Annotated in this window: 16 protein-coding genes and 1 pseudogene; 11 read left to right on the forward strand and 6 right to left on the reverse strand. The window is 64.8% G+C overall.

What is annotated here, in order from left to right:
- Positions 1–162 precede the first annotated feature (162 nt).
- Positions 163–510, forward strand: a pseudogene (locus tag ACCD07_RS17725) (glycine zipper domain-containing protein); the annotation flags it as partial.
- Between the two features lie 131 nt (positions 511–641).
- Complete coding sequence (locus ACCD07_RS17730) at positions 642–1,004, forward strand: hypothetical protein (RefSeq protein ID WP_353404750.1); 363 nt, start codon at positions 642–644, stop codon at positions 1,002–1,004.
- A 17-nt stretch (positions 1,005–1,021) separates the two neighbouring features.
- On the opposite strand, the gene ACCD07_RS17735 is transcribed toward ACCD07_RS17730, so the two are convergent.
- The 6 genes from ACCD07_RS17735 to ACCD07_RS17760 form a co-directional block, all read right to left on the reverse strand.
- Complete coding sequence (locus tag ACCD07_RS17735; RefSeq protein WP_413448115.1) at positions 1,022–1,396, reverse strand: TraR/DksA family transcriptional regulator; 375 nt, start codon at positions 1,394–1,396, stop codon at positions 1,022–1,024.
- Positions 1,397–1,451: 55 nt separating this feature from the next.
- Positions 1,452–1,892: a hypothetical protein gene (locus tag ACCD07_RS17740; RefSeq protein WP_413448116.1), complete on the reverse strand. Its 441-nt coding sequence runs from the start codon at positions 1,890–1,892 to the stop codon at positions 1,452–1,454.
- Between the two features lie 9 nt (positions 1,893–1,901).
- Positions 1,902–2,669, reverse strand: coding sequence for a hypothetical protein (locus ACCD07_RS17745; protein WP_413448117.1), 768 nt, complete (start codon positions 2,667–2,669; stop codon positions 1,902–1,904).
- 75 nt (positions 2,670–2,744) lie between these two features.
- The gene (gene otnI, locus ACCD07_RS17750) at positions 2,745–3,524 is read right to left on the reverse strand and encodes a 2-oxo-tetronate isomerase (protein WP_353404753.1); all 780 of its coding nucleotides are present in this window, start codon (positions 3,522–3,524) and stop codon (positions 2,745–2,747) included.
- Between the two features lie 100 nt (positions 3,525–3,624).
- On the reverse strand, positions 3,625–5,028 hold the full coding sequence (locus ACCD07_RS17755) for a DEAD/DEAH box helicase (RefSeq protein WP_176653656.1): 1,404 nt from the start codon (positions 5,026–5,028) through the stop codon (positions 3,625–3,627).
- Positions 5,029–5,231: 203 nt separating this feature from the next.
- A complete protein-coding gene (locus tag ACCD07_RS17760) occupies positions 5,232–6,029 on the reverse strand; it encodes an inositol monophosphatase family protein (protein ID WP_176654060.1) in 798 nt (265 codons plus the stop codon).
- 168 nt (positions 6,030–6,197) lie between these two features.
- Between ACCD07_RS17760 and ACCD07_RS17765 the strand changes: the two genes are divergently transcribed.
- From ACCD07_RS17765 to ACCD07_RS17805, 9 genes are all read left to right on the forward strand, one after another.
- Complete coding sequence (locus ACCD07_RS17765; protein WP_353402029.1) at positions 6,198–6,977, forward strand: RNA methyltransferase; 780 nt, start codon at positions 6,198–6,200, stop codon at positions 6,975–6,977.
- Between the two features lie 110 nt (positions 6,978–7,087).
- The gene (locus ACCD07_RS17770; RefSeq protein ID WP_353402030.1) at positions 7,088–7,612 is read left to right on the forward strand and encodes a hypothetical protein; all 525 of its coding nucleotides are present in this window, start codon (positions 7,088–7,090) and stop codon (positions 7,610–7,612) included.
- On the forward strand, positions 7,609–9,264 hold the full coding sequence (locus ACCD07_RS17775; RefSeq protein WP_413448118.1) for a GMC family oxidoreductase N-terminal domain-containing protein: 1,656 nt from the start codon (positions 7,609–7,611) through the stop codon (positions 9,262–9,264). Before ACCD07_RS17770 ends, ACCD07_RS17775 begins: the two co-directional genes overlap by 4 nt.
- 29 nt (positions 9,265–9,293) lie before the next feature.
- The gene (locus ACCD07_RS17780) at positions 9,294–10,232 is read left to right on the forward strand and encodes an alpha/beta fold hydrolase (protein ID WP_176653660.1); all 939 of its coding nucleotides are present in this window, start codon (positions 9,294–9,296) and stop codon (positions 10,230–10,232) included.
- 153 nt (positions 10,233–10,385) lie between these two features.
- The gene (locus ACCD07_RS17785; RefSeq protein WP_413448119.1) at positions 10,386–14,045 is read left to right on the forward strand and encodes an EAL domain-containing protein; all 3,660 of its coding nucleotides are present in this window, start codon (positions 10,386–10,388) and stop codon (positions 14,043–14,045) included.
- Between the two features lie 62 nt (positions 14,046–14,107).
- Positions 14,108–15,271, forward strand: a complete 1,164-nt coding sequence (locus ACCD07_RS17790; protein WP_413448120.1) for a hypothetical protein — start codon at positions 14,108–14,110, stop codon at positions 15,269–15,271.
- Between the two features lie 127 nt (positions 15,272–15,398).
- A complete protein-coding gene (locus ACCD07_RS17795) occupies positions 15,399–17,294 on the forward strand; it encodes an alpha/beta fold hydrolase (RefSeq protein ID WP_413448121.1) in 1,896 nt (631 codons plus the stop codon).
- Positions 17,295–17,413: 119 nt separating this feature from the next.
- Positions 17,414–17,800, forward strand: coding sequence for a phasin family protein (locus tag ACCD07_RS17800; protein ID WP_413448122.1), 387 nt, complete (start codon positions 17,414–17,416; stop codon positions 17,798–17,800).
- A 132-nt stretch (positions 17,801–17,932) separates the two neighbouring features.
- Positions 17,933–18,598 (forward strand): TetR/AcrR family transcriptional regulator, encoded by a 666-nt coding sequence (locus tag ACCD07_RS17805; RefSeq protein ID WP_008446927.1) that lies wholly within the window; start codon positions 17,933–17,935, stop codon positions 18,596–18,598.
- The last annotated feature ends 8 nt before the right edge of the window (positions 18,599–18,606 follow it).

Consider the following 18,606-nt stretch of genomic DNA (forward strand, 5'->3'; position numbering starts at 1 on the left):
ATCGCCGATGCGCGCATCGCCTTGCTTGCCGCCGGTTTCGCGGCCGAGCGCATCAGCTCTTTCTACGTCAACCCGCCGGGGCAGCACGATATGTACGAGCTGGGCGGCGACCATGACAAGTCGCCGGGCGCCAAGGAAAGCGACGAGGGCGTGGTGCAGGGCGGCGCCACCGGCGCGGTGGCCGGCGCCGTGATCGGCAGCGCGACCATTCCCGTCACCGGTCCGCTGGGGCCGGTGGTCGGCGCGCTGGTCGGCGCCCATGTCGGTTCGCTGTACAGCTTTGCGAAAATGAAGGAAGCCGGCGAAGCGGAGGCGGGCGGCGAGAACCTGGTGCCGCCGCGCAAATCGGGCATGATGATCGCGGTGGCGGTGGCCGATGCCGCCCAGCAGCAGGCGGCGCTGGACGTGCTGCGCCGTCTCGGCGCCGTGGGCATCGAACGCGCCGACGGCGACATCGTCGGCGGCGACTGGCGCGACTTCGATCCGAATTCGCTGCCGGTGCCGGCCTGAGCCCGTCGTCCTTGCCGTTGTTGCATATTCGAGACTATGCCTGTTGCCGAAGTAATTTTCGGTATGATAGTTGCTACAATCGAAAAAACAGCACCCGTCGGACTAACGCGTTTGGATAGGGGGATGCGGCAATGGCACAGGCGTGGGTAGTGCTTACTCGTCCGGACGGCCGCGATGTGACGGCGCCTTCCGAAGCCCAGATGGCGGCCGCGCTGGCCGAGGTCTACAGCGGCAAGACGGCCGCCCCCGATGGCGCTCCCGGCAGCGCGGTGCTGCGCTTTGGCTACGACGACGGCTTGATGTATGAAGTCGAGGTGTCGAGCGGCGGCGACATCCGCTTTGCCGAATGGTCGGACCGCGATTGCGAGATCGCGCTGGCCAGCCCGCGCACCATGACCTCGCTGGCCCAGGCCGACGCGCTGCAGCTGTGGCGGCTGCTGGCGCAGCGCCAGGTGGCCAAGATCCGCAGCCAGCCGTGGACCAGCGGCGATTGAGGACCAGCAGCGGCGCACTAGCGGCGGCGCTGTTCGTGGCGGGTCTGGCAGGCGATGCACAGCCGCGCCTCCGGCCGCGCGTTCAGGCGCGAGTAGCCGATTTCCTCGCCGCAGTTTTCGCACAGGCCGTAGCTGCCGTCGTCATACTTGGCCAGCGCGTGGCGCACGATGTCGAGCTGGCGCGCGGTGTGCTCGGCCGCCTCGAGCACCAGCGCGTTGAGGGTGCGCTGGCTGGCGTTGTCGGCCGGCGACGCCTCCGCCTCGTGCGGCAGCGGCACGCGCACGTCGGCGTTGCGGTCCAGGTCATCCGCCAGTTGGCTCAGCAGTGCGGTACGCGCCTGTTCCAGCCGTCCGCGCAAGGCCGCCCATTGTTCATCGTCCAGTCCGTTCATGCCGCACGCTCCTTAGGTTATTGGACCGGCGCGGCGCGATTTTGTTCGGCCGGGATCAGGGCGGCGGCGCGTTCAGCGTCGCCAGGTGGTGCTTGATTTTTTCCAGCGGCGCGGCGATGTGCTCCGGCTTGCCGGCGGCCACCGCCGCGCCCAGCGCCAGCAGCTCGGCGGTGATGTCGACCAGGTCCTTCAGTCGGTCGATCTTGCGGATGTGATCCTGGGCGCGGGCGGTCAGGTCGAGCATCTGCTGCTGGGCAGCGCCGAGCCCGCTTGCGGCCAGCGTGGCGGCATCCAGGTACAGGCTGTTGGCGCGCTGGCGCAGCGTCACCTCGTTGTCAAACAGCGCCTGCGCCGCCGCCTGCGTGATCTTCGGCTCGCTGCTGCCCGGGGCCTGCTGGCGGATGGCCCGCATCAGGCGGGTGTGCAGGGCGTCGGCGCAGGCGGACAGGTTGTCGGCCAGCGCTTCGATATCGGCCTGGGTATGTGGGTGGCTCATGGCGGCTCCTTATTTCGACGGGATCTGGTTCAGCAGCGCGCGATGGCTTTGCTCGATCGCGGCCAGGTTCTTTTGCGCCAGCGTGGAGCGCAGGCCGATCAGGCGGTATTCGTTGCGTTTTTCCTGTTGCTGCGACCTGGCCAACGCCAGCAGCAGGCGGTCGCGCTTGGGATCGAGGAAGGGGATTTCCGTTTCCAGCATGCCAAGCACGATCTTCTCCTCGTTGTCGCTGGTCTTATCGTACAAGCGCAACAGCGTGCGCATGGCGTCCAATAGGTCCTGCATCGGCTGCTGGCCGTCGCGCATCAGCTCCTGCACGGCGTTTTCCTGCATCGGCCGGGTGATGGCGCGCGTGACCAGCCGCGTGATGCCGGCCAGGGCGTTGACGTGGCGGTCGTCGAGGCCGGAATCGGGCCAGGCCTTGATGCCGCCGCTCAGCGACTTGACCTGGTCCTCGAGGTCGTACTGGCTGTCGCCGGCCAGCCTGCCCAGCGCCTGCAGATACGCCTGCACGCCGTACTGCAGCTTGACGAAATCGTCGCAGGCGGCCTGGCGGCGGGCGTCCAGCAGGTGTTCGCGGGTATCGGCGCTGCCGGACAGGAAGGGCTGCTCGCGCTGGTAGGTGTTGCGGTAGCGCTCGGTCAGCTCGTGGTAGGCGTTGAGCTTGGGCGACTGCGCGGCGAACTCGCGCACTTCGGCCATGCGTGGCGTGCTGCTGGCGCAGCCGGCGAGGATGGCCAACAGGCCGAGCATCAGGAACAGACGAGGCAGTTTCATGGGCGCTCCCAGGCGTGAAGGGGTATTGTTGCTGCGGGCGAATCTCTCCGTGTTGCGCCAGCGCAGACCGGTGGCTCAGCGGTTCAGTTCTTGTCGCCAGCCGAGGCCGGCGTCGGTGCCGGCGGCTGGGTTGTATTCGCAGCCCAGCCAGCCGTCGTAGCCGATCTCGTCGATGAGGCGGAACAGGTGGCGGTAATTGATCTCGCCGGTGCCCGGCTCGTGGCGGCCCGGCGTGTCGGCGATCTGCATGTGCTTGATCATCGGCAGGTTGGCCCGGATCGTATTGCTCAGTTCGCCTTCCATGCGCTGCATGTGATAGATGTCGTACTGCAGGAACAGGTTGGGGCTGCCGGTCTCGGCGATGATGTCCAGCGCCTGTTTGCTGTGGTTGAGGAAGTAGCCGGGGATGTCGTAGTAGTTGATCGGCTCGATCAGCAGGTTGATGCCGTGCGGCGCCAGTTGGGCGGCGGCGTAGCGCAGGTTGTCGACGTAAGTGGCGCGGGCGCGTTCGGGCTCCAGTCCGGCCGGCAGTTTGCCGGCCATGCAGTGCAGCTGCGTGACGTCCAGTTCGCGCGCGTAGTCCAGCGCCGACTGCACGCCGGCGCGGAATTCCTCGATGCGGCGCGGGTCGCAGGCCATGCCGCGGTCGCCGGCGTTCCAGTCGCCGCAAGGCAGATTGAACAGCACCAGCTTGAGCTGGTGGCGGCGCAGGCGTTGCTGCAGCTGTTCGGCTTCGTAGGCGTAGGGGAAGAGGAATTCGACGGCGTCGAAACCCGATGCATGGGCCAGCGCGAAGCGGTCCAGGAAGGGCGCGTCGGCGTACAGCATGGACAGGTTGGCGGCGAACTTGGGCATGGCGGCTCCGGTGGAAATATTGCGGAGCTGCTATCGTAATCCATATTCGATGCCGGTGAGGCACGAAAAAAAACCACCCGAAGGTGGTTTCTGGAACAGCTTATCGGCCGCGGCCGCCTGAGCGGTGCTGGGCTGCCGAGCGCGGGGCGCCGCCGTTGCCGGTGCGCGGGCCGCCGGCCGGCGCGCCTGGAGCGCGTGGCTTGCCGCCGCCGTTGCCGCCGCCACCGGCCGTCTTGGCGCCGGCTGCGGCAGGCTTGCCGCGTCCGCCGCCGCCACTACGACCGCCGCCACCGCCGTTGCGATGACCCGGCGCGCCGCTGCGCAGCTGCACCGGTTGCGGACGGGCGTTCGGATCCGGCTCGAAGCCAGGAATCACTTCGCGCGGCAGGGTTTGCTTGATCAGCTTTTCGATATCCTTCAGCATGTCGTGCTCGTCCACGCAGACCAGCGACACGGCTTCGCCGGTGGCGCCGGCGCGGCCGGTGCGGCCGATGCGGTGCACATAGTCTTCCGGAATGTTCGGCAGGTCGTAGTTGACCACGTGCGGCAACTGGTCGATGTCGATGCCGCGCGCGGCGATGTCGGTGGCGACCAGCACCTGCAGCTTGTTGTCCTTGAACTCGGACAGCGCCTTGGTGCGCGCCGACTGGCTCTTGTTGCCGTGGATGGCCATGGCGCCGATGCCGTCGCCGCCCAGCTGTTCAACCAGCTTGTTGGCGCCGTGCTTGGTGCGGGTGAACACCAGCACCTGGTTCCAGTTGTTGGACTTGATCAGGTGCGCCAGCATCGGGTGCTTCTTGTCGCGGTCGACCGGGTGGATCAGCTGGGCGATCACTTCCACCGCCGAGTTGCGGCGCGCCACTTCGATCATTGCCGGCTTGTTCAGCAGGCCGTCGGCCAGCGCCTTGATCTCGTCCGAGAAGGTGGCCGAGAACAGCAGGTTCTGGCGCTTCGGCGGCAGCGCCGCCAGCACTTTCTTGATGTCGCGGATGAAGCCCATGTCCAGCATGCGGTCGGCTTCGTCGAGGATCAGGATTTCCACCTTCGACAGGTTGACGGTGCGCTGTTCCATGTGGTCCAGCAGGCGGCCAGGGGTGGCGACCAGGATGTCGACGCCGTGCTTGAGCTGCTTGATCTGCGGGTTGATGCCGACGCCGCCGAAGATCACGGTGGAGTTGAGCTTGGTGTACTTGCCGTAGGTGCGCACGCTTTCCTCGACCTGGGCCGCCAGTTCGCGGGTCGGGGTCAGGATCAGCGCGCGGATCGGACGCGCGGTGGTGTTGCTGGTGATTGCCGCGCCGTTGGCGTCGGTCGACAGGCGGTGCAGGATGGGCAAGGTGAAGCCGGCGGTCTTGCCGGTGCCGGTTTGTGCGCCTGCCAGCAGGTCTCCGCCATTCAGGACTGCGGGGATCGCCTGCAGCTGGATAGGGGTGGGCGTGGTGTAGCCGGTTTCGGTTACAGCACGGACGATAGCGTCGGACAAACCGAGGGAGGAAAATGACATGATGACTTTTTGTTAAGATAGGCCTGTCGCTATTGAAAGCGCCAGTCGCAGGCAATCAGAGTGGATGACACTGCGGCTAAAGGACTGGTCAGAGGCGCCGCAAGCCTGAGTATAACAGCTTAACTTGCTTTATGTTTCACTTAGGAAATGAAAAGGGCCCGGATGGGCCCCTTTTTTTGTAACAAACTTTCCACTATCAACAATTAAGCCTTGGGCTGCTCCGCGAACGGGGTCAGCAGGCCGACCATCTGGCCGAAGATCTTCGGGCTGGCGGCGATGATGTCGCCCTTGTACAGGTAGTCGGACTCGCCGCTGAACTCGCCGACGATGCCGCCGGACTCGGTCACCATCAGCGAGCCGGCTGCGATGTCCCAGGGCTTCAGGCCTTTTTCATAGAAGCCGTCGAGGCGGCCGGCGGCCACGTAGGCCAGGTCCAGCGCGGCGCTGCCCGGGCGGCGCACGCCGTGGCAGCGTTCGGCCATGATGCCGTACATCTTCAGGTATTCGTCCAGCGCCTTGGCGTTGCCTGCCACGTAGCCGGTCGACAGCAGCGCGTTGGCGATGCGGTCGAGCTTGGTGACGCGGATGCGCTTGTCGTTGAGGTAGGCGCCGGCGCCCTTGGTGGCGGTGAACAGGTCGTTGCGCACCGGATCGTAGATGACGGCCTGCGTGATCACACCGCGCTGCGACAGCGCGATCGAGATCGAGTATTGCGGGAAGCCGTGCATGAAGTTGGTGGTGCCATCGAGCGGGTCGATGATCCAGGTGTATTCAGTCTCGTCGTTGGCGTTCTTGGAAGCGCCCGACTCTTCGGCCAGGAAGGCGTGGTCGGGATAAGCTTTGGACAACACCTCGATGATGGCCTGTTCGGCGGCCGTGTCGACATCGGTGACGAAATCCTTGTGGTTTTTCTCGTTGACGATGACGCGGTCGAGGTCGAACGAAGCGCGGTTGATGACGGCGGCGGCGCGGCGGGCGGCTTTGATCGCCGTGTTGAGCATTGGGTGCATGTAAGCTTTTCCGTTAAAAGAACGCTAACGCCCACCGGGGGCCTGAGCCTGCCCGGCAGCACATTAGGGTACAAGAGTGAATTAAAGAGCGGAGCGGCGACGACAGGGTAAAATCCCGGGGAATTTGTGTATCGATACCGCGCAATAGCGCTATTTTAAATGAACCTGCCTCAAATCAACACCAATCTTTTCAAACAGCTGCGATTTATTCTGGTCGAGACCAGCCGCGCGGGCAATATCGGGGCCGTGGCGCGGGCCATGAAAACCATGGGTTTCAGCGACCTGGTGCTGGTGACGCCGCGGTTCGACAACGCCTTGCAGGACGCCGAGGCGGTCGCTTTCGCCAGTGGCGCCCAGGATATCCTCGAAGGCGCGCGGGTGGTCGGCAGCATGGCCGAGGCGCTCGACGGCATCAACTTCGCCGCCGCCGTCTCGGCCCGGCTGCGCGAATATTCGCCGCCGGTGCTGACGCCGCGCCAGATGGCGGAGCAGCTGGCGGCCCAGCCCGAGCTGCGCGCGGCGCTCATCTTCGGCAATGAGCGGTTCGGGCTGCCGAACGAGCTGGTCGAGAAGTGTAATGTGCTGATCAATATTCCAGCCAATCCGGACTATTCGTCGCTGAACCTGTCGCAGGCGGCGCAGGTGCTGGCCTACGAATGCCGCATGGCGGCGCTGGACGGCGCCCCGAGCGCGCGCCAGCCGGCCGGCGACGCCAACGAGATCGGCTTCCAGGGCGAGGCGGCCAGCGTGGAACAGATCGAGGGCATGTACCAGCACCTGGAGCAGGCGCTGGTGGATATCGGCTTCCTCGACGCCGCCAATCCGCGCAAGCTGATGCCGCGCCTCAAGCGCATGTTCGCCCGCGCCCAGCTGGAGAAGGAAGAAGTCAACATCCTGCGCGGCATCGCCCGCCATATGACCGGCAAGCCCAGGAATTAAGGCCTGCGCCATTAAACGTTACTAGACGCCGCCCTCTATTTTTTGCCGTCTAGGTTCTCCATCCGTTCACGTACACTAGCTGGATTAAAAAAATACAGACGGACGGAGACATGACCACCCGCAGATCTTTCCTGAAGATCGGCGTGGCCGGCGCGATTACCCTCGCTGCCGGCGGCGCCATCTATCGCATGGCGAATCCGCCTGCCAGCGACACCCCCTTCAAACTGGACGGCGAAGCACAAGCCGTGCTGGCCGCGATCATCCCGGCGATGCTGGCCGGCGTGCTGCCGTCCGAGCCGGCCGCGCGCGCCGCCGCCGTCACGGCCGCCACGGCGCGCACCCAGGCCGCCATCCTCGGCCTGCCGCTGGCCACGCAAAAGGAAGTGCGGGACCTGTTCGGCCTGCTGGCGCTGGCGCCCGCGCGGCGCTGGCTGGCCGGCGTGTCCGGCAGCTGGGAGCAGGCCGATCCGCAGCAGGTGGCGGCCTTCCTGCAAAGCTGGCGCACGCACCGCCTCGGCCTGCTGCAGACTGGCTACATGGCGCTGCATGATTTGATCCTCGGCCCCTGGTACGCCGATCCGTCGACGTGGGAATCGATCGGCTATCCCGGTCCGCTGAAGGAGCTGCTGAAATGATTACCGCGAATATCCCCATCGCCGCGCCCAAGGGCGTGATACCCGATCCGATCCAGGCCGGGCTGGCCGCCGGCTGGCGCGTCACCGACTGCTCGCGGCTCGACGCCGACAGCACGCTGGAGGCGGACGTGGTCATCGTCGGCAGCGGCGCCGGCGGCGGCGTCACCGCCGAGATCCTGGCGCTGTCCGGCCTGCGCGTGCTGATCGTCGAGGAGGGCGCGCTGCGCACGTCCACGGACTTCAACATGCGCGAGGCCGAGGCCTATCCGCAGATGTACCAGGAGTCGGCCGCGCGCAAGACGCGCGACAAGGGCATCAACATCCTGCAGGGCCGCACCGTCGGCGGCAGCACCACCGTCAACTGGACCAGCAGCTTCCGCACGCCGGACATCACGCTGGCGTATTGGACTAAACAGTATGGTTTAAAGGACTATGCGCCGGCATCGCTGGCGCCGTGGTTTGGCATGATGGAGCAGCGCCTGAATATTTCCGACTGGTCGGCGCCGCCCAACGAGAACAACGACATCCTGCGGCGCGGCGCGGCCAAGCTGGGCATTCCGACCGCGCTGATACGGCGCAACGTCAACGGCTGCTGGAACCTGGGCTATTGCGGCATGGGTTGTCCGACCAACGCCAAGCAGTCGATGCTGGTCACGACGATCCCGTCGGCGCTGCAAAACGGCGCCACCTTGCTGACGCGCGCGCGCGCCGAACGCTTCGTCCTCAAGGGCGACAAGGTGGTCCAGCTCGATTGCGTGGCGCTGGACGCGGCCGGCCTGGCGACCACCGGCCGCCGCGTCACGCTGCGCGCCAGACACTTCGTCGTCGCCGGCGGCGCCATCAATTCGCCGGCGCTGCTGATGCGCTCCGGCGCGCCCGATCCGCACGGCCTGCTGGGCAAGCGCACCTTCCTGCATCCGGTGGTGATCTCGGCCGGCACCTTCGAGCAGCGCGTGGACGGCTACGCCGGCGCGCCGCAAACGGTGTATTCGGACCACTTCCTGCATGCCGATCCGATCGACGGCCCGATGGGCTACAAGCTGGAAGTGCCGCCGCTGCATCCGCTGCTGCTGGCCACCACCACCGCCGGCTTCGGCGCCCAGCACGCCGGCGACATGGCGCAGTTCCCGCACAAGCAGGTGATCCTGGCGCTGCTGCGCGACGGTTTCCACGCCGACGCGCCCGGCGGCAGCGTGGCGCTGGCCGGCAACGGCGCGCCGGTGCTCGATTACCCGATCACCGACTTCGTCTGGGACGGCGCGCGCCGCGCGCTGCTGACGATGGCCGAGATCCAGTTCGCCGCCGGCGCCAAGGATGTCGCCCCGGTGCACGAGGCTGCGCTCAAGTACACCAGCTGGGCGCAGGCCAGGGCCGGCATCAACGCGCTGCCTTTCAAGCTGCTCGCCACGCGCGTGGTGTCGGCGCACGTGATGGGCGGCTGCGCCATGTCCGACGACCAGCGGCTGGGCGTGACCGGCGCCGACGGCCGCTATCATGGACTGGGCAACCTGTCGGTGCACGACGGTTCGCTGTTCCCGACCTCGATCGGCGCCAATCCGCAGCTGTCGATCTACGGCATCGTGGCGCGGCTGGTCAGCGGACTGGCGCAGCAGCTGACCGGCAAGCCGGCGGCGCGGCCGGTCAAGGCCTGAAACCGCGACAGGCGCGGTATGATGGCGGCATGATCAAACGTCTGATTATCCTGTTGCTTGCGCTGCAAGCCGGCGCCGTGCTGGCGCTGGCGGCCGGGCTGCACCACGTGTGGCGGCCGGCCTGGGAGGCGCCGCTGAACCCGCCGTTGACGGCGCTGGCCTATGCCGGCATCGGCATCGCCATCGTGCTGCTGGTGCGGCTGCTGATCTCGGCCAACAACTTCCTGATGAGCTCGCGCGCGGGCAGCGCCACGCCGCCCGACCACGCGCTCAATCCGCTCCGCGCCGCCGCCTTGTTCCTGCATGAATTCAGTGCCTCGATGCTGACCTCGTCCTACTACATGCTCAAGCCGCTGGGCCTGCGGCTGCAGCCGCAGGCGCGCGGGCTGCCGGTGCTGCTGATCCATGGCTACGCATGCAACAGCGGCTACTGGACGCCGATGAGCGCCTTGCTGACGCGCGCGCGCATCAGCCACTACGGCATCGACCTGGAGCCGCTGGGCGCTTCCATCGACGACTACGCGCCGCAGGTGCAGCGGGCCGTCGAACAGTTGTGCGAAGCGACTGGCAGCGCGCAAGTCATCATCGTCGGCCACAGCATGGGCGGGCTGGTGGCGCGCGCCTACCTGCGCCGCTACGGCCACCAGCGCATCGCCCGCGTCATCACGCTGGGCACGCCGCACCACGGCACCGCGCTGGCGCATTTCGGACCCGGCAGCAACGCGCTGCAAATGCGCGTCAACAGCGCGTGGCTGGACGGCCTGGCCGCATCTGAGGCAAATTTGCAACGTAGCATGTTCAGCTCAATTTATTCTGTCCATGACAACATTGTCGCGCCCCAGGATTCCAGCGATTTGCCCGGCGCGCGCAACCTGGTGTTCGGCGCCATAGGCCATGTCGCGCTGGGCCGCCATCCCGACATCATGCGCTGCGCGCTGGCCGAAATCGAATCGGTGGCGCAGGTGTGATTTTGTGTGATTTTTCCCGTTGATTGTTGCTGTATGGTTACTCATATGCATCTTGGTAAGTGGTGAGGCGCACACGCGCAGAACGGATTTACGAGTTAGTATGATGACTTGATCCACGCCAAGTCGCTGGATGTCGAAAGAGGGAGCCTTAACGTGTCTGCACGCATCCTGATCATAGAAGACAATGCCACCAACATGGAGTTGATGGTGTATCTGTTGCGCGCGTTCGGCTACACCCCGCTGTCGGCCGCCGACGGCGAGGCCGGCGTGGCGGCCGCGCTGCGCGAGGTGCCCGACCTGATCATCTGCGACGTGCACCTGCCCAAGCTGGACGGCTACGGCGTGGTGGCCGCGCTCAAGGCGGACCCGACCGTGCGCCACATTCCGACCCTGGCGGTGACCGCGCTGGCGATGCTGGGCGACCGCGAAAAACTGCTGGCGGCCGGCTTCGACGGCTACATCGGCAAGCCGGTCGAACCGGACACCTTCGTCACGCAGATCGAGTCTTTTTTGACCGGGGCGGTGTCGACCCCGGCTAAAAACGACATCGCCACCATCCTGATCGTGGACGACCATGTGCTCAACCGCGAGTTCCTGATGACCTTGCTCGGCTACGGCGGCCACCGGCTGCTGGAGGCGTCCAACGGCGCCGAGGGCCTGGCGATGGTGCTGGCAGAACGGCCGGACCTGGTGATCTCCGACATCCTGATGCCGAACATGGACGGCTACGAGTTCGTCACCCGCATGCACGGCAATCCGGACACGGCCGACGTGCCGGTGATCTTCTACACCGCCACCTACCGCGAGCGCGAGGCGATGGCGGTGGCGCAATCCTGCGGCGTGCGCTGGGTGCTGCCCAAGCCGTCCGATCCGGAAGTGATACTGGCCACCGTCAACGAGGCGCTGGGGCTGGCCGTGGCCAGCGAGGAAGAAACGCTGCCGGCGTTCTCGCCGGAGCCGCCGCAGGAGGGGCGCTTCCACAACATCGACGACCAGGTGGCCGGCTACCTGGGCGAGCTGGAATCGAGCAGCCAGCTGATCACGCAGCTGGCCCGCGGCCCCGATGCGGACCGGCCGGAAAACCTGACGCTGATGACGCAGCGCCTGACCAGCTCGCTCTCCAGCCTGCAGGCGGTGAGCCTGCGCCTGACCGCGCTGATCGAGCTGGGCATCGAGCTGGGCGCCGAGCGCGACCCGGGCGCGCTGGTCGACATCGGCTGCCGCGTGGCGCAGAACATCTGCGTCTCCAAATACGCCTGCATCGGCGTGCTGGAAAGCGGCGCGACCGAGCTCAGTTATTTCGCCAGCTGCGGCGCCGGCATGCCGGCCCGGCAGATCATCCAGGCGCCGCGCGCCGGCGTGCTGCGCGGCTTGCTGGAACAGCGGCAAGCCTGCCGCATCAACGATCTCGACGGCGACCCCGCCAGCATCGGCCTGCCTGCCGGCCATCCGCCCGTGCACTCCTTCCTCGGCGTGCCGATCGCCTCGCGCGAGCGCACCCACGGCTGGCTCTACCTGGTCGACAAGCTTGGTGCCGACGGCTTCTCCGAGGTCGACGAGCGCGTCGCCGCCACCGTGGCCGCGCAGATCTCGGTGGCCTACGAAAACCTGCTGCTGTACGAGGAAATCAAGCGCCACCACGCGCAGCTGACCCTGGACATGAACGCCCGCATCCGGCTCGACGAGGACCTGCGCCGCTTCCGCCTGGCGATGGACGCCACCGCCGACGCCATCTTCCTGGTCGACCGCGCCGGCATGTGCTTTGTCGACGTCAACGTCACCGCCTGCCGCATGCTGGGCTACGAGCGCGAGGACTTCCTCAAGGTCGGCCCGAACAAGTCCGTCGAAAGCGATCTGAGCAAGCTGGAGGAGCTGTACGACAAGCTGCTGTCGGGCGACCAGAGTGGCGCCATGACCGAGCTGCTGGTGCACCGCAAGGACGGCTCGCCGCTGGCGGTGGAAGTGCAGCGCCGCACCTTGCGCTCCGGCCCGAGCTGGATCCTGGTGGCGGTGGCGCGCGACATCACCGAGCGCAAGGAGGCCGAGCAGCGCCTGCTCAAGCTGGCGCACTTCGACACGCTGACCGGCCTGCCCAACCGCAGCCAGTTCTACGATTCGCTGACCCATTCGCTGCGCCAGGCCGCCGAGCACCGTTGGTCGCTGGCGGTGCTGTTCCTCGACGTCGACCGCTTCAAGAACGTCAACGACACGCTGGGCCACACCATCGGCGACGAGCTGCTGCGCCAGTTCTCGAGCCGGCTGGTCGACTGCCTGCGGGTGCGCGACACCATCGGCCGCTTCGGCGGCGACGAGTTCGCCGCCATCCTGATGCTGCCCGAGGGCGCGCAGAACGCCATCGCCGTGGTCGACAAGATCCGCGAGGCGCTGCGCCGGCCGTTCGACCTGAAAGGCCACGAGGCGACGGTGACGGCCAGCATCGGCATCGCCGTCTACCCGGACGACGGCACCGATCCCGACACGCTGATCCAGTACGCCGACACCGCGATGTACCGCGCCAAGGAGGCGGGGCGCGACGCCTTCCGCTTCTTCACCGCCGAGATGAACGCGCAGTCGCTGGCGCGGCTGGACCTGGAGAACGCGCTGCGGCGCGCCATCGACAACGAGGAATTCGTGCTGCACTTCCAGCCCAAGGTGCACATCGCCAGCGGCCGCGTCAGCGGCGCCGAGGCGCTGATACGCTGGAAGCGGCCGGGCCACGGCATGGTGTCGCCGGCGCTGTTCATTCCGATTCTTGAAGAGACCGGGCTGATCGTGCGGGTCGGCACCTGGGTGCTCAACGAGGCCTGCCGCAAGATCGCGCAGTGGGGCAAGTCCAACGCCGGCGCCGTGCACCTGTCGGTCAACGTGTCCGGCATCCAGTTCTTTGTCGGCGGGCTGGAGGAGGAGGTGCTGAAGGCGATCAAGGAGCACGGCATCGCGCCCGACCTGCTCGAGCTGGAGCTGACCGAGAGCTCGCTGATGTCGAACGCCGAAGAAACCATCACCGTGCTGCAGAACCTGAAGGCGCTGGGCATCCAGATCTCGATCGACGACTTCGGCACCGGCTATTCGTCGCTGGCCTACCTGAAGCGCTTCCCGATCGACAAGCTGAAGATCGACATCGCCTTCGTGCGCGAAGTGACCAGCAATCCGGACGACGCCGCCATCGTGCTGGCCATCATCAACATGGCGCACAGCATGAAGCTGGAAGTGATCGCCGAGGGCGTCGAGAAGGAGCCGCAACTGGCCTACCTGCGCCGCCATGGCTGCGACGAGATGCAGGGCTATTACTTCAGCCGGCCGCTGCCGGAGGACGAGTTCGAGGCGATGCTGCGCTCGGGCCACTACCTGCAGGCCCCGGCCGACGACAACATCGTCGACCAGCAAACCCTGCTGATCGTCGACGACGACGCCTTCATGCTCGACGTGCTGACCGATTTCCTGTCGCAGGACGGCTACCGCATCCTGACCGCGCAGACGGCGGCCGAAGGCTTCGACATCCTGGCCCAGCACCGGGTGCAGGTGATCCTGTGCGACCAGTGCATGCCCCTGATGAGCGGCACCGAGTTCATGGAGCGGGTCAAGAACCTGGCGCCGGACACCTTCCGCATCATGCTGTCGGCCTATGCCGACCTGACGCCGATCATGGCGGCCATCAACCACGGCGCCATCGACCGCTTCTACACCAAGCCGTGGAAGGGCGCCGTGCTGCGCGAGAACATCCGCGAAGGCTTCCGCCTGCATGCCCAGGTGCATGGCGGCGCGGCCGTCGTGCATCCGCCGCTGGCCGTCACCGCGGACATCAAGGAGTAAGTTTGGGCATTTTCGACTTTTTCAAATCGACCCCCTCCCCAGAGAAGTTTGCCCGACTGGCCATGCAGGCCTTTGCCGACAGCGGCCGCGCGGGACCGCTCAGCTTTGACGCCGACGAATTCCGGCTGGTCGGCGGCAGCGGCAGCGCCGAGATCTTCAATCTGCACAACGCCTACCGCGACTATTGCGCCGCCGACCGCAAGCGCCGGCCCGACGTGCTGGCCCACTACATCCGCAGCATGCAGGCGCCGGAATTGCCGGCCACCTTCGCCGAAGCGCGCGACGGCCTGCGGCCGGTGCTGCGCGGGCGCGCCATGATCGAATACATGCGGCTGACACAGGTGGGCCAGGGCGGGGCGCAGTCGTTCATGGATGGCGCGGCTCCGTTCAGCGCGGACAGCGTGCTGATGCTCGCCTACGACAGCGCGCATTCGATCCAGACGCTGTCGGCGTCGGCGCTGGTGGACTGGGGCGTGTCGTTCGACGTGGCGCTGGCCGCCGCGCTGGACAATCTGCGCGACATGACGGTGGCCAACTTCGTGCCGGCCGCGCCCGGCGTGCTGGTGGCGGCGTGGGACGATTCGTACGAGGCGTCGCGCATCCTGCTGGCCGACATGTTTTTCCGGCTGGAAGTCGGCGGCGACCCCATCGTCATGATGCCGACGCGTAGCCGCCTGCTGGTGGCGTCGTCCAACAACAGCGCGGCGCTGCTGGCCATGCTGGCGCTGTCGCGCGGCTACGCCAGCGATGAGGGCCGCGTCATTTCCGCGCTGATGTACCGCTTCGAGCAGGGCAAGGCGGTGGAATACCTGCCGGCGGACGCTGAGGTGCGGGGGCAACTGGAGCAACTGAAGAAAATCTACCTGGCCGACGACTACGCCTCGCAAAAGCAGTTGCTGGACAAGGCCTACGAGCGCGACGCCATCGACGTCTTTGTCGCCACCTGCCAGCTGGTGCAGAAAACCGATACCGGACGCCTGATCAGCTACGGCGTCTGGACCGAGGGCGTCGACACGCTGCTGCCGCAGGTCGACCTGGTGGCGCTGGTGCGGCCGGACGATGACAGCGAGACGGGCGAGGGCAGTCCCAAGCTGGTGGCCTGGGACGATCTGCGCGCCAGCATTCATGAGCTGGCGCACAGCGAGGAGGGCTACCCGGCCCGCTACCGCCTGAAGAACTTCCCCAGCCGGGAGCAGTTCGACGCGCTGGCGTCGCGCGAATTCTGACGAGCGAAAACAAGCAGCACGAAGATCGGCAATGGGCGCATCGTTCGATGGTTGCCTTGGGAAAAAGTCAATTGCCCTGCTGATTTTCTGCTATAGTGTCTGATTGATAATATAGTCTAGAAAGCGCATGCGCGGATTTTCGGTTCTGATATGCGCCATCGCGGCGTTGATGCACGGCGCATTGGCTGCGCCCCTTACTATCGACCAAGCGGTCAATCCCCTCAGCACGTACTCACTCAGTTTATCGCCGGACGGAAAGCACATCGTCGCCATCGGCAATAACGGCACCAACACGGGACTACTGCTCTACGATACGGAAACATTGACTCCGCGCCTGGTGTTTGAAGGGCGTCGCGTTACCGAGGGATATTGGAGTTTCCACAAGACACCGATCGCAGTTACATGGGTGGACAACGATCTGCTCGCGGTGGATTACGGTATCGAAGCAGAGTCGGTCCTGCTGGACGGGAAGAAGGTGGCTGATATTGGCCAGGCAGTGATCGGCAAGGCCGAGCTCGGTAGTCCGCATTCGCCCAACCTGCTGGTGTACACCGATAGGGAGGATGGCGACATCGGACTGGTCAACGCCCGAACCGGCGCCATGAAGAAATTCAGCTATCCTCGTGGCAAAGCGATCAAGTGGGCGTTCGATAAGCAGGGAGAATTGCGCGCTGTAACGCTGGTTAACTCGGCCTTCTGGAACGATGTGTCCAAGGTCTCCAACTGGTATAAACGTTCCGCCGCTGCTGAGTGGGAAAAACTGGCCGAGTTTGCCATCAGCGAAGATTACTGGGTGCCGCTGTTTGTCCCGGATGCGCCTGACACGCTGGTTATTTCGTCCCGCTCGGGGCGCGATACCTACGCCATTTTCTCCTACGACACCAAACACCACGTGATCGGCGAGATGATGGCGGGCCATCCCACGCAGGACATCCTCGAGGTCAATGGAATCGATCAGACTTCGTTCGACCAGGTGTCGACTCGAGGCCTGAAGCCGCAGCAAGTCTGGTTCAATTCTGCCTGGCACGCGGTTCAGCAAGCCATCGATCAAGCTCTGCCGCTGCGCTTTAACGAGATCACGGGCAATCCCAAGGGCATGGTGCTGGTGCATTCCAGCAGCGATATTGATCCGGGCTTGTGGTATCTGGCGGATATGAGCACTGGACAGATGCGCTTGGTGACCGCCACCAGGCCGAAGCTGGCCGATGCCGACATGCGTCCGATGGAAACGCTCACATATGACGCTGCCGATGGACTCAAAATTCCCGCCTTCTTGACGCGTCCTGCTGGCAAGCCAGGCAGGACGCCGTTGGTGGTACTGATCCATGGCGGCCCGATGGCGCGCGATTATTGGGGATGGAACGCTGAGGTGCAAATTCTTGCCGCTCACGGCTATGCCGTGTTCCAGCCGCAGTTTCGCGGATCTGCCGGCTTCGGACGGCGCTTTCAGGAAGCGGGATTTGGGCAATGGGGCTTGGCCATGCAGGATGACATTACGGCTGGCGTTGAATACCTGATCAAGCAGGGTATCGCAGACCCGAAGCGCATTTGCATTGCGGGCGCCAGCTACGGCGGCTACGCGGCGCTCTGGGGGCTGATCAAGACGCCGGATCTGTATCGATGCGGCGTCAGCTTTGCCGGCGTCTCCGATATCGAGTATATGTTTCACGATAGCTCTGATCGCACGGGCAATAAGGTGACCCGCGAGTTGATGCTGACCCATATCGGTGACGCCCGATTGAACAAGGAGCAGTTCGACCAGGTTTCTCCGCTCAAGCATGCCGGCCGCATCAAGGCGCCGGTCCTGTTGATGCACGGTGAGGACGATGTTCGCGTGCCCATCGCACACGGCATAAAGATGAAAAAGGCCCTGGAGGCGCAACAGAAGAACGTGCAGTGGCTGACCTTTGAAGAGGAAGGCCATGGCCTCTATTACGTCCGCAACGAGATCACTTATTACAATACCTTGCTGGAGTTTCTGGATAAATACATGGGTGTGCCGGGCGCTCAGCCATCACCTTGAAAAATCCTACATCCGCATCGTGTCATCAAAATCGAGCGCGAGCGGCCGCATTAGAAACCCTGTTCTAGTTTTGCTATCTACAATAAAATGACGGCAATGCAAAACCACGGGATGTTCAAATGGCTAAGAAGTTGAAGAAGAACGACGACCAGCAGACGACTGAAGTTGTACGCATGTCGTCGCAGGAAATCTGGCAGGCCGGCCTCAGCGCCTTCGCCAAGGCGCAGGAGGAAGAGGGCAAGTTCTTCTCCATGCAGTTGTTCGAGGAGCGCGTGTTGCGGGCGCTGAGCTCGATCGGCGTGCCGACCGCCAAGGAAGTCGAGGCGCTGAGCCTGCGCATCGACGAGTTGACGAAGCAGGTGGCGGCGCTCACCCCCAAGCCGGCGCCGAAGAAGGCCGCCGCCAAGCCGGCAGCGAAGCCTGCAACCAAGCCTGCCGCCAAGGCCGCCAAAAAGCCCGCCGCCAAGCCGACGACGCGCGCCAAGGCCAAAACAGCCGCAAAATAGCCGACGTTAGCGATATTTTGGCGTATCTTTCGCCATCAGGCACGCATGTGCACGCAAAGCGGCGTGTAGATGTTTCTAAGAATGGGGCATCGGTGTTATGCTTGCAGGAGAATAAACAGAGGTCTCATTGCTATGCTACAAAAAGCACCCCGCCGTACCCGCGAACGCATACTTGAATTGTCATTGCGCTTGTTTAATGAATTCGGCGAACCGAATATCACCACCACGGTGATCGCCGAAGAGATGAATATCTCGCCGGGGAATCTGTACTACCACTTCCGCAACAAGGACGACATCGTCAACTCGATCTTCGTCCAGTTCGAAGCCGAGATCGAACGCATCCTGACCGTGCCCAACGGCCGCCGCTCGAACATCGAGGACGTCTGGCTGTACCTGCACCTGATGTTCGAACTGATCTGGCGCTACCGCTTCTTCTACCGCGACCTCAACGACCTGCTGTCGCGCAACCGCAAGCTCGAGCTGCACTTCAAGCAAATCCTGGCGCACAAGATCAAGGTGGCCAAGCAGCTGTGCGAAGACTTGCGCAGCGAAAAGTCCCTGGAAGCCTCGGACACCGCCATCGACGCCATGGCCACCAATATGGTGGTGGTGGCGACCTACTGGCTGTCCTACGAATACGTGCGCAACCCGCGCAAATACAGCGAGCAGCAATCGATGGCCGACGCGCTGGCGCGCGGCTGCTACCAGGTGCTGTCGCAGATCGGCCCGTATCTGCGCAACGAAACCAGTTTGCTGTTCCAGAAACTGTCCGAAGAATATCTGAAGAAGCTGAAGTAAGCTCACGG

The sequence above is a fragment of the Duganella sp. Dugasp56 genome (genome assembly GCF_047304105.1).
Lineage (GTDB): Bacteria > Pseudomonadota > Gammaproteobacteria > Burkholderiales > Burkholderiaceae_D > Rugamonas > Rugamonas hordei.

Excerpts from the sequence above, each read along its gene's own strand:
- ACCD07_RS17735 (WP_413448115.1), bottom strand. The coding sequence starts at position 1,396 with ATGAACGGACTGGACGATGAACAATGGGCGGCCTTGCGCGGACGGCTG.
- ACCD07_RS17755 (WP_176653656.1), bottom strand. The coding sequence starts at position 5,028 with ATGTCATTTTCCTCCCTCGGTTTGTCCGACGCTATCGTCCGTGCTGTA.
- ACCD07_RS17795 (WP_413448121.1), top strand. The coding sequence starts at position 15,399 with ATGCGCGGATTTTCGGTTCTGATATGCGCCATCGCGGCGTTGATGCAC.
- ACCD07_RS17800 (WP_413448122.1), top strand. The coding sequence starts at position 17,414 with ATGGCTAAGAAGTTGAAGAAGAACGACGACCAGCAGACGACTGAAGTT.
- ACCD07_RS17775 (WP_413448118.1), top strand. The coding sequence starts at position 7,609 with ATGATTACCGCGAATATCCCCATCGCCGCGCCCAAGGGCGTGATACCC.
- ACCD07_RS17740 (WP_413448116.1), bottom strand. The coding sequence starts at position 1,892 with ATGAGCCACCCACATACCCAGGCCGATATCGAAGCGCTGGCCGACAAC.
- otnI (WP_353404753.1), bottom strand. The coding sequence starts at position 3,524 with ATGCCCAAGTTCGCCGCCAACCTGTCCATGCTGTACGCCGACGCGCCC.
- ACCD07_RS17730 (WP_353404750.1), top strand. The coding sequence starts at position 642 with ATGGCACAGGCGTGGGTAGTGCTTACTCGTCCGGACGGCCGCGATGTG.
- ACCD07_RS17805 (WP_008446927.1), top strand. The coding sequence starts at position 17,933 with ATGCTACAAAAAGCACCCCGCCGTACCCGCGAACGCATACTTGAATTG.
- ACCD07_RS17780 (WP_176653660.1), top strand. The coding sequence starts at position 9,294 with ATGATCAAACGTCTGATTATCCTGTTGCTTGCGCTGCAAGCCGGCGCC.
- ACCD07_RS17790 (WP_413448120.1), top strand. The coding sequence starts at position 14,108 with ATGCAGGCCTTTGCCGACAGCGGCCGCGCGGGACCGCTCAGCTTTGAC.
- ACCD07_RS17765 (WP_353402029.1), top strand. The coding sequence starts at position 6,198 with ATGAACCTGCCTCAAATCAACACCAATCTTTTCAAACAGCTGCGATTT.
- ACCD07_RS17745 (WP_413448117.1), bottom strand. The coding sequence starts at position 2,669 with ATGAAACTGCCTCGTCTGTTCCTGATGCTCGGCCTGTTGGCCATCCTC.
- ACCD07_RS17760 (WP_176654060.1), bottom strand. The coding sequence starts at position 6,029 with ATGCTCAACACGGCGATCAAAGCCGCCCGCCGCGCCGCCGCCGTCATC.
- ACCD07_RS17770 (WP_353402030.1), top strand. The coding sequence starts at position 7,088 with ATGACCACCCGCAGATCTTTCCTGAAGATCGGCGTGGCCGGCGCGATT.